This is a genomic window from Microcystis sp. M_QC_C_20170808_M9Col, assembly GCF_007095495.1.
GTDB classification, from domain to species: Bacteria; Cyanobacteriota; Cyanobacteriia; order Cyanobacteriales; family Microcystaceae; genus Microcystis; species Microcystis aeruginosa.
Genome location: NZ_SFBZ01000255.1, coordinates 1 through 9738, shown reverse-complemented (window position 1 = coordinate 9738; position 9738 = coordinate 1). Strand labels below are relative to the sequence as shown.

The 9738-nt window shown below is 40.9% G+C and carries 11 protein-coding genes and 3 pseudogenes; 12 read left to right on the top strand and 2 right to left on the bottom strand.

Annotated elements, in window-relative coordinates; genetic code table 11:
* Positions 1-103: pseudogene (locus EWV68_RS15350) on the bottom strand (IS630-like element ISMae26 family transposase); the annotation flags it as partial.
* 63 nt (positions 104-166) lie between these two features.
* On the opposite strand from EWV68_RS15350, the gene EWV68_RS15345 reads away from it, so the two are divergent.
* From EWV68_RS15345 to EWV68_RS21940, 6 genes and pseudogenes are all read left to right on the top strand, one after another.
* Positions 167-385, top strand: a complete 219-nt coding sequence (locus EWV68_RS15345) for a DUF4160 domain-containing protein (RefSeq protein WP_287170306.1) — start codon at positions 167-169, stop codon at positions 383-385.
* A complete protein-coding gene (locus EWV68_RS15340; RefSeq protein WP_061431099.1) occupies positions 339-677 on the top strand; it encodes a DUF2442 domain-containing protein in 339 nt (112 codons plus the stop codon). The genes EWV68_RS15345 and EWV68_RS15340 overlap by 47 nt, the downstream gene beginning before the upstream one ends.
* Before the next feature lie 529 nt (positions 678-1206).
* On the top strand, positions 1207-1335 hold the full coding sequence (locus EWV68_RS15335) for a hypothetical protein (protein ID WP_260324545.1): 129 nt from the start codon (positions 1207-1209) through the stop codon (positions 1333-1335).
* Between the two features lie 88 nt (positions 1336-1423).
* Positions 1424-1666: a DUF2283 domain-containing protein gene (locus EWV68_RS15330; RefSeq protein ID WP_002775710.1), complete on the top strand. Its 243-nt coding sequence runs from the start codon at positions 1424-1426 to the stop codon at positions 1664-1666.
* Positions 1667-2097: 431 nt separating this feature from the next.
* Entirely contained in the window at positions 2098-2538 is a 441-nt protein-coding gene (locus EWV68_RS15325) for a DUF29 domain-containing protein (RefSeq protein ID WP_061431098.1), read from the top strand.
* A gap of 144 nt (positions 2539-2682) precedes the next feature.
* Positions 2683-2858, top strand: a pseudogene (locus tag EWV68_RS21940) (DUF29 family protein); the annotation flags it as partial.
* Between the two features lie 176 nt (positions 2859-3034).
* Here the strand turns inward: EWV68_RS21940 and EWV68_RS15320 are convergent.
* On the bottom strand, positions 3035-3901 hold the full coding sequence (locus EWV68_RS15320) for an alpha/beta fold hydrolase (protein WP_287170304.1): 867 nt from the start codon (positions 3899-3901) through the stop codon (positions 3035-3037).
* Positions 3902-4194: 293 nt separating this feature from the next.
* Between EWV68_RS15320 and EWV68_RS15315 the strand changes: the two genes are divergently transcribed.
* The 6 genes and pseudogenes from EWV68_RS15315 to EWV68_RS15290 all read left to right on the top strand — a co-directional run.
* Positions 4195-5175, top strand: a complete 981-nt coding sequence (locus EWV68_RS15315) for a hypothetical protein (protein ID WP_061431096.1) — start codon at positions 4195-4197, stop codon at positions 5173-5175.
* Positions 5176-5504: 329 nt separating this feature from the next.
* Positions 5505-6446 carry an ABC transporter ATP-binding protein gene (locus EWV68_RS15310; RefSeq protein ID WP_287170303.1) on the top strand — a complete coding sequence of 314 codons (942 nt, stop codon included), beginning with the start codon at positions 5505-5507 and terminating at the stop codon, positions 6444-6446.
* Complete coding sequence (locus tag EWV68_RS15305; protein ID WP_287170302.1) at positions 6436-7266, top strand: ABC transporter permease; 831 nt, start codon at positions 6436-6438, stop codon at positions 7264-7266. The genes EWV68_RS15310 and EWV68_RS15305 overlap by 11 nt, the downstream gene beginning before the upstream one ends.
* A gap of 2 nt (positions 7267-7268) precedes the next feature.
* Positions 7269-8795: a GldG family protein gene (locus tag EWV68_RS15300; RefSeq protein ID WP_061431093.1), complete on the top strand. Its 1527-nt coding sequence runs from the start codon at positions 7269-7271 to the stop codon at positions 8793-8795.
* 47 nt (positions 8796-8842) lie between these two features.
* On the top strand, positions 8843-9463 hold the full coding sequence (locus EWV68_RS15295; protein WP_061431092.1) for a Uma2 family endonuclease: 621 nt from the start codon (positions 8843-8845) through the stop codon (positions 9461-9463).
* Positions 9464-9575: 112 nt separating this feature from the next.
* Positions 9576-9738: pseudogene (locus EWV68_RS15290) on the top strand (Uma2 family endonuclease); the annotation flags it as partial.

Genomic DNA, 9738 nt, shown 5'->3' with positions numbered 1-9738 from the left:
TTTTAGCCACGTCAAATCTCTGGGCTAGTCCTCGAATGGAAATTTTTTCTTTCTTCCAGACATCGATAATTTTTTGGCGAAAATCTACGGAATAGGGTCTCATAGGAAGCTGGTAAGTTTTATTATTTGTCTATTTGCTTTCCATTGTACCTCATAGCTCCAAGAATTGCTATATAACGATCACAATCCGCCTCATATCCATGCCGAGTATCAAGATTATGAAGCGGTTATAATGATTCACACAGGTGAAGTTTGTGGTCAAATGCCCAAAAGAGGACTAAATTTAATATGGGAGTGGCTTGATCTACACCAATCTGAACTATTGGAGAACTGGGAAAATGCGCGTCAAAGAAAACCTCTTAACAGAATCGATCCCCTTCCCTAAAAAGGAGCTATTTCTTCATGTTATCTGTGTGGAATATCTGGATAAGTATCAATTAAAGCTAACCTTTAATAATGGAATAGAAGGGATTGTAGATTTAGAACAAGAATTGTATGGGGAAATCTTTGAACCCTTAAAAGATAAAAGTTTATTTCAAAAAGCATATGTAAATAGTCGGACAATAGAATGGCCAAACGGAGCAGACTTTGCCCCTGAATTTTTATTTGAAGTTGCTCTCGACAAGCAACCGGTTAGTATAGTCGGTGATTGTGTAGGGTACGCTAATGAAATGTAACGGATCAAATTGTTTTCTTAACAATAATTATCTGATTTGCGATTATTTTGGACTTTAGTGCGATCAGGTTTTCTTTTCATGGTGTGATCGCTTTTTAAGAAGTGCGATCGCTGATCTTGTAGGGTGCGTTACTTAACGCGCCTTTTTGCTACGCTAACACATCCTACCGTGCGATCATGGGACTTGAGATAAGCGCGATCGCTGCTCTTGTAGGTTGGGTTGAGGTGACGAAACCCAACATTGCCTTTATTTCTTACCTTAATTTTTGGGGTTTTACTTCGTTCAAACCGACCTACAGTGCGATTATTTGCTTTATAATTTTTGCTAATCCAGGCTCTTCGGGACTTGGTATGGTTCGATAGGGGGGCATAAATCGACTCAATCCTTATCTGGCAAGAGATTTAATTGATTAGTTCGCTCCAGATCGCCAACAATTGACAAAAATTGCGGCAATGTCTGTCTCTATAAAGGTTTCATTCCTTATAACCCCGTCCATTGTATAAGACAAACCGAAGAACCCGAAATCCTCGTGAACTTTATTTTAAGTCACCATGCCGAAGAAAAAATTATTCAACGCCAAATCTCTTTAAAAATATTGCAGGACATCCTCAATAATCCTGAGCAAATTTTAGAAGAAGATGGACTCAAAGTTTATTAAGGTACGTTTGTCGCCATTAACAATAAAACTTATCTTCTGAGAATTTACATTAATGACTTAGTTGAGCCTCAAAAAATTGTTACACTATATGTTACCAGTAAACTTAGAAAATATAGGCAGCTATCAAATGAAAGCTAAATATGATGCTGAAGTTGACGTTTTAACAATTACCTGGCATGACACACCCGTAGAAGAAAGTGAGGCAATCAGTCCGGGGGTTATTCTTGACTATGATCAAGCAGGTAATGTAATCGGGATTGAAATTCTTAATGCTTCTCGAAAAATCGAGAATTTTTCTCCGAATGTGCAGGTAGCTATTTCTTCTCGATAAAGGTGATCGCTGATCCTGTAGTGCGATCGCTGCTCTTGTAGGTTGGGTTGAGGTGACGAAACCCAACATTACCTTTATTTCTTACCTGAATTTTTTGGGTTTTACTTCTACATTTTATTCCATACCGATATCACTATCAAAGATCAGCTTTTCTGAAGCTCCTCACATCTGATCATAAATTCCTTCTTCAACCTAACGGTGAAAACTGGAATATTGCCAATCTTTCGGAGCGTTTACTAATCCATGATGCACGGTATTCGAGATGATTAACAAAATCTCAATAAAAAAACCCTTGACAAATCCCCGCACTTGACAGATACTTATATATACAATGGGAATCCGTACCTGCCTGCAAACCCTCTTTTTTTAGGTCAAATAAGCGTCAAAAAAATAAAAACCTAATACCTGACCGGCGCTAAAGAGGATAGGGTATGACAAATAAAGACTTATACGAACAAGACTATCCTGCTTGGTTAGAAGAAACGGCCAAACAACTGCGACAAAGACAGACAAATGTATTAGATTGGGAACATCTCGAAGAAGAAATCGAAGCGCTGGGGAATGAACAGAGACATAAAGTAGATAGTTATCTCCTACAATTGCTCATTCATCTGCTTCTCTACCAATACTGGCCGGAGGAAAGAGAAAGATGTGCGCGGGGATGGCAGGACGAAATCGGTAACTTTCGGGTGGAATTAGAACTTTTATTGGAGTCGAAAACCCTTTATAACTATTTTTTAACCAGAATCGCCGTTATTTACCCCAAAGCAGTGAAGCGAGTCCGACAAAAAAGCCAATTACCGGCCGCTATCTTTGCCGAAAGCTGCCCCTATAGTCCCGAAGAAATCCTCGATTCCGATTTTCTCCCCTGAAATTCTGGCAGATTTTTTCTCAAAAAAACCCTTGACAAATCCCCGCCCTTGACAGATACTCATATATAGAATGGGAATCCGTGCCTGCCTGCGAACCCTCTTTTTTCGGGTCAAATAAGCGTCAAAAAAATAAAAACCCGATACCTGACCAATACCAAAGACTTATAAGAACAAGACTATCTTGCTTGGTTAGAAGAAACGGCCCAACAACTGCGACAAAGACGGACAGATGTATTAGATTGGGGAACCAACAGAGACATAAAGTAGATAGTTATCCCCTACAATTGCTCATTCATCTGCTTCTCTACCAATACCGGCCAATGTCTTCCCCACCGGCCAAATTCTGGTAGATTTTTTCAAAAAAACCCTTGACAAATCCCCGCCCTTGACAGATACTTATATATAGAATGGGAATCCGTGCCTGCCTGCGAACCCTCTTTTTTCAGGTTAGATAAGCGTCAAAAAAATAAAAACCTGATAACCGATCCCTAAGTACCTATAAGCTTTTCACCCAATCACTAATCAACTGGTTAACCTCCGTGGGAATTTCATCGTGGGGACAATGACCGGCAGTTAGATAATATTCTGTGAGAGAAGGATAGTATTGACGGAATTTGGACCCGCGTTCCCTAGTATTCATCCAAGGGTCCCCCTCACCCCATAACATCAACAGGGGACAACTTAACTTTTGCAGGAGAATATCCACATTTTCCCCCCGGGGAGATTTAAACACAGAAGCAAAAACTTTGGCTGCTCCCGCATCCAGGGAAGGACGACGGATATCTTCTATTAACTGCTCAGTAATGGCACTGCGATCGAGATATACTTTCTCTAGGGTTTTGCGGATAGTTTTGGGTTGACGGGTATAGAGAAATAAGAGATAACTGGCCCAGGGTTGCACCAGCATCGATCGCAGTAATTTTTGTGCTAAATTAGGCTGACGATTGCTTTCTGTATCGCTAAAGGGACCGGCACTATTGAGGAGAATTAATCCCCGAACATTCTCGGAATGATTAGCAGCCACACAGAGAGAAGCGTAACCCCCCAGAGAATTACCCGCTAAAACCGTCGGTTGGCCCACAACTTCCTTGATAAAATCATTTAATTGTTGCTGCCAAAGACTGCCACTATAGACAATATCCGGTTTAGCTGATCTACCAAATCCTAACAGATCGATCGCCCATACTTCCCATTCTGAGGCTAAACCTGACACATTTTTTCGCCAATGGTCGGTGGAAGCGCCAAAACCGTGGACTAATAGTAACGGGGGTTTTCCCGTGACTCTAGTACCCGCTTGCACATAGTGTATCGAATGTCCTTGCCATTGCCAATTTTGCTTTATCGTCAGAGCAGCTGTATTCATCGGCTGTTTTGTTAAGTAATGTGAATAATTCTTAGTCTAACCGATTGGGAAACTGGAGACAAAGCTAGAGATTTTTGACCGAACCCCTTGACTGAAAACGGGACTTGACATATACTTATATATATAATGGGAATCCGTGCCTGCCTGCGAACCCTTCATTTTTGGGCAAATAACCCTAAAAAACACTCTCAAAAAAAATCTTGAGCAGGATTAATCTGCCGGTATGGGTGGCTAACCCCAGAGAATTACTCCTGAATCATCGGGACAGTTTTTTGCTAATTCTGATAACAGCTATGAAGATTTTGACGATTTTACAGGGATTAATCGACAAAAATCCCTTAACTGAGGCGGATCTAGAAGATTTACTAGAGATCGAATCCTTAAATTTTAGGGAGACTAACCCTCTCATCCTACAGGAAAGGGCGGAACTATTAACGATTCTCTGGCCGCGAGTCTGGCAAAAATGTCAGGAGTTAGGGATAAATCAGCAAAATCAGATTTTGATCAGCTGTTGGCGCTTGTGGATTCCCTGGGCGCTAGAGCTACGCAACCACGCAAAACCGTTAATTCAAGGCATTTTGGCCCCTCAAGGCACGGGAAAGACCACCATAACATCCATAATGTCGATTATTTTAGCATATTTTGATTTAAAAGTAAATAATCTCTCTTTAGATGATATTTATAAGACCTATAATGAGCGAATAAAATTGCGTCAAAAGGATGAAAGATTGCGCTGGCGTGGTCCACCGGGTACTCATGATATAGCATTAGGAATTAAAGTTTTAGAACAGGTTTGTCAGCAAGAAAGTCCGATTTTAATCCCGCGTTTTGACAAGTCCCTGCATCGAGGACAAGGAGATAGAATTGCAGCGGAACAAGTGGAACGAGTTGATATTCTTTTTTTCGAGGGTTGGTTTGTGGGCATGAATCCAGTAGAAGAAACAGTCTTTGATCATGCCCCCGATCCGATTAATAGCGAAGAAGACCGACAATTCGCCAGGGATAATAATCAAAGATTGCGAGAATATCTACCCCTCTGGTCAAAAATCGATCGCTTACTGATTCTTTATCCCCTTGACTACCGTTACAGTTTACAATGGCGACAGGCGGCCGAAACAAAAGGAGGTATGACCCCATCAGAAATCGAGGAATTTGTCAAGTATTTTTGGAAAAGTTTACATCCGCAATTATTTCTCCCACCCCTGCTCAAACAAGCGCATCTAGTGGTAGAAATTAATCGGGATCATAGTCTGGGAAAAATCAGTTATCAGTGAGCAGTAGGCAAGAGGCAAGAGGCAAGAGGCAAAAGAAAGAATCTGGCAATTCTCCTACCCAAAAAGAAGGTTAGAAACTAAGTCCATAAAATCTTCTAGCTTAACAAATTAGGTTTTAGATTCCGTCGAGTTAAAAGAAAGCTCCGAACTTGTCACTTAACAGACTGATAAGTAGTCGTGCAAAATTAATTTCCTAGTGAAGATAGGCAAGAGGCAAGAGGCAAGAGGCAAGAGCGGGGTTAGATATGTGTAATTAATTTTGCTTAGGTACTTAACTCCCATCTAATAACTGATAACTGATAACTGATAACTGATAACTGATAAAGCTTATGATTGAAGTCGAACATCTGAGTAAAATTTATGGTTCTACCACGGCAATCAGTGACGTGGATTTTACCGTAGAAAAAGGAGAAATTCTCGGTTTTTTGGGACCAAATGGAGCGGGAAAAACCACGACCATGAGGATTTTATCTGGTTATATTCCTGCCACAACGGGAACAGCAAGGATAGCAGGATACGATGTGCATCAACAATCCTTAGAAGTGCGTCGTCGCATTGGTTATCTTCCCGAAAATCCCCCCTTGTATCCAGAAATGACCGTGGAAGGTTTTCTTGATTTTGTGGCACGGATTAAAGGCATCTCATCGGGGGATAGAAAAGCGCGGGTAGATTTAGTGTTAGGCAAATGTCAGTTACTAGAAAAAAGAAAAGTTATTATCCGCAAGTTATCCAAAGGTTATAAACAGCGTGTGGGAATTGCCCAAGCGATCGTACACGATCCACCGGTAATTATTTTAGATGAACCGACAGTAGGATTGGATCCGAAACAGATTATCGAGGTAAGAAATCTGATTAAAAGTTTAGCGGGAGAACATACAATTATTCTCTCCACTCATATTTTGCCAGAAGTGAGTATTACCTGCGATCGAGCGACAATTATTAATCGGGGTCGCATCGTGGCCAATAATATTACTACCGCTACCCCTGCCGGTTCCAGTTATGAAATTGAGATCGAGGGTGATAGGGATTCCCTGCTAGAAATCCTGCAACAACTGCCGCAAGTCGAGCAAGGGGCAAAAGTCGGCGATAACCTGCTTAAAATTGTTGGTCAAGCGGGGACAAACCTAGGGGCAGAACTTGCTAGAATAGTTGTCAACAATGGTTATAACTTATTAGAAATGCGTCGCACCCGTAAAACCCTAGAAGATATATTTCTGGAAGTAATCGGCAGCGGGGAAAGTAATCACCAAGAGGAGAGGCATGATCAATAATATCTGGGCGATTTTTCGCAAGGAATTTCAAAGCTATTTTACCGCCGCCAATGCCTATATCATTATGGGTATATTTTGGTTAGTAGCGGGATTTTTCTTTAACTCCCTTCTCTACGGAATTATTCTCGATATTAGTATCCAGGAACAATCGGGATTTCTGGTAGCCAGAGATGTGGTATCTGAATTTATGACCACTTTCATCGGCATGATTTTATCCTCTTTATTGTTGGTAATTTTGCCAGCCCTGTCTATGGGATTATACGCAGAGGAAAAAAGACAGGGAACCCTAGAACTTTTAGCCACTTCCCCCCTGACTAATTGGAGTATAGCCATCGGTAAATTATTGGGAGTGCTGGCCTTTTTTACCGTGATGATTACCCCCCTCTGGATTTACGAAATAGTGGTTTTTAGTAGCGCAGTTCCCCCAGTGAATATAGCCAGTGTTTTAATGGCTCATCTAGGATTAATTTTACTGGCAGCGGCCATCCTAGCCATCGGGATGTTTATTTCTTCCCTTACCAATAGTTCTATCCTGGCTTACATCATCACCTTTATCACCATCTTATTTATCTGGATACTGGATGTAATTGCTAACAATGCCGAAACCTTCTTTCGAGATCGCATCGGAGGAGAAGTGGGAGAACAGATCGGATTTTTCCTGAAAGAATTACTATCCCATCTATCTTGGTATCAACCCTTTAACAATTTCGTGCGGGGAATTTTTGACAGTAGTAGTTTAGTCATCCTCCTCAGTTATATTCTGCTGGGAATCTTCCTAACTACTCAAGCGATCGAAGCGGACCGTTATCAAAGAAACTAACTATGATATCCTGGCAAAAATACGGTAAATTTCTCTATATACCCGCCCTCTTTCTGGCTAGTGCCGGCCTAACCGTGGGGTTAATTTCTGGTCAATGGTCATCCCTCTCTCTGGGGTTATTAATTGCCGGGGCTATTCTGTTTCTAGGGTGGCTGTTGTTATTAGTAATCACTTCCAAAGACTTTTGGCAAAAAAGAAGTACCCGCACCGGTACTCAAACCCTCATAACTACTATTATTGTCCTCGGTGTTATCGGTTTAATTAACTTTCTTGCCCTCCGTTATCCCTATCGAGTTGATTTAACCGAAAACCAAATCTTTAGTTTATCCCCCCAAACCGAAAGACTATTAACCAATCTGTCAAAACCAGTCAAAGTCTGGATTTTTTCAACCCGGGGAATCAGTGGCAACGAACAGGAACTTTTAGCCAATTATCAACGCAAAAATCCCCAATTTCAGTACGAGATAGTTAACCCGGAGAAAAAACCCAATATCGCTCAAGAATTTAAAAAACTAGCTAATGATAATCTGTCCAGAGTCTATCTACAGTATGGTGAAAAAAAACAACCCCTGAAAACTATTAGTGAACAGGAAAATCTCACCGAAGCGAAACTGAGTAACGCCATCGAAACCGCTAAAACTAATCGCACTTTAACCGCTTACTTTCTGCAAGGTCATGGAGAAAATGCCCTCAAAGAACCTCAAGGGGGTTTAGGACAAGCAGTCAATAGTTTAGAAGCAAAAGGTTATCAAGTAGAACCACTTAATCTAGTGGAACGTTCCACCATTCCCAATAATGCCGATGTCATTATTATTGCCAGTCCCAAAAGAAAAATATTTCCCCAGGAAGTCACCGCTTTAAAAAACTATCTTGAGCAAGGGGGCAAAATTTTATTACTGATTGACCCTCAAACCGAAACCGGATTAGAACCCTTATTAACCGCCTGGGGTGTGAAACTAGATAATCGGATTATTATTGATGCTTCCGGTGCTGGGGAAATCATCGGACTAGGACCGGCTAGTCCCATTATTACCAATTACGGCAATCATCCGATTACTCGCGATTTTGCTAACGGTATTTCTATCTTTCCCTTTGCTCGTCCCATCGCTACCGTTCCCGTCGAAGGAATTGAAGCCGTATCTTTAATGATTACCAATGATAAAATGTGGGCTGAGAGTGATTTAAATGATCAGAATCTCCAGTTTAACCCTGAAAAAGATTTAGCCGGCCCCTTTGATCTAGGAGTTGCCCTGACGGGAAAAAAAGGTAAATTAATCGTGATTGGTAATGCCAGCTTTGCCAGCGATGGACTGTTTGAACAACAGTTAAACGGAGATATATTTTTAAATTCTGTGCAGTGGTTAGCCAGTGGTGAAACAGCCACCTTATCTATCCGGGCCAAGGAACCAGAAAATAGAAGAATTAATTTAAATCCCCTGCAAGCTAACGCTATTTTTTGGATAGCGATGGTAGTGATGCCTTTAGTAGGATTTACCCTAGCTGGATTGACTTGGTGGCAACGTCGTTAATCGAGTTAGAATCTAGAAAAATCATCTCTCTTATTCCCCTAACTGCCATGACCACAACCCAAACTATCCCCCAATTGTTGACTTTTGATGACTATATCAATCAATATCCCGATGATGGACAACAATACGAATTAATCGCAGGAAAATTATTAGCCATGATGCGACCGATCGGAAAACACGAAGAAATTGGCGGATTTGTTTCTGGAACCCTATTCTTAGAGATAAATCGGCAGCAATTGCCCTATTTTATCCCCAATACTGCCGCAGTAAAACCCCTTCGCCCCCATACAGGTTATCTACCCGATATTATTATCTTAGACAGAGAAAATCTAGTTAATGATCCCTATTGGGAAACCGCTTCCTCAATTTCTCTGGCAACATCAGCTAAATTAATTATTGAAATTGTCAGTTCCAATTGGCGAGATGATTATCTGAAAAAATTCGACGACTACGAACAATTAGGAATTGCCGAATATTGGATTATCGATTATTTAGCCAAAGGTTCGGCCCGATATATCGGCAGCCCCAAAGAACCCACCATTTCTATCTATCAATTAATCGATGGAGAATATCAAGGTAATTTATTTAAACAGGATCAACGTCTTATTTCAGGGATTTTTCCAGAGTTAAACCTCACTGCTAATCAAATTTTTTGTGCTAGAGCTTAAAGAAAAACCCGTATTTTTAGATTGGACTTATGGTAAAAATCAAAAACTTACCTGAGAGTAAGGAGTCAGGAGCTTATAATAGAAAACAACTCAAGATCGGAGAAATCAATTAATGTTTGCCACAATAGAAGATAAACAAGCTCTTTCCCTCGAAGTATTTCTTGCCCTTCCAGAAACTAAGCCTGCTAGGGAATATTATCATGGAATTGTCACTCAAAAACCTATGCCCAAAGGAAAACACAGCATCTTACAATTTGAGTTAGCCTCTGCCATTA

Coding starts and splice junctions, on each gene's coding strand:
- EWV68_RS15305 (WP_287170302.1), top strand. CDS start 6,436: ATGATCAATAATATCTGGGCGATTTTTCGCAAGGAATTTCAAAGCTAT.
- EWV68_RS15315 (WP_061431096.1), top strand. CDS start 4,195: ATGAAGATTTTGACGATTTTACAGGGATTAATCGACAAAAATCCCTTA.
- EWV68_RS15310 (WP_287170303.1), top strand. CDS start 5,505: ATGATTGAAGTCGAACATCTGAGTAAAATTTATGGTTCTACCACGGCA.
- EWV68_RS15330 (WP_002775710.1), top strand. CDS start 1,424: ATGTTACCAGTAAACTTAGAAAATATAGGCAGCTATCAAATGAAAGCT.
- EWV68_RS15325 (WP_061431098.1), top strand. CDS start 2,098: ATGACAAATAAAGACTTATACGAACAAGACTATCCTGCTTGGTTAGAA.
- EWV68_RS15340 (WP_061431099.1), top strand. CDS start 339: ATGCGCGTCAAAGAAAACCTCTTAACAGAATCGATCCCCTTCCCTAAA.
- EWV68_RS15300 (WP_061431093.1), top strand. CDS start 7,269: ATGATATCCTGGCAAAAATACGGTAAATTTCTCTATATACCCGCCCTC.
- EWV68_RS15295 (WP_061431092.1), top strand. CDS start 8,843: ATGACCACAACCCAAACTATCCCCCAATTGTTGACTTTTGATGACTAT.
- EWV68_RS15320 (WP_287170304.1), bottom strand. CDS start 3,901: ATGAATACAGCTGCTCTGACGATAAAGCAAAATTGGCAATGGCAAGGA.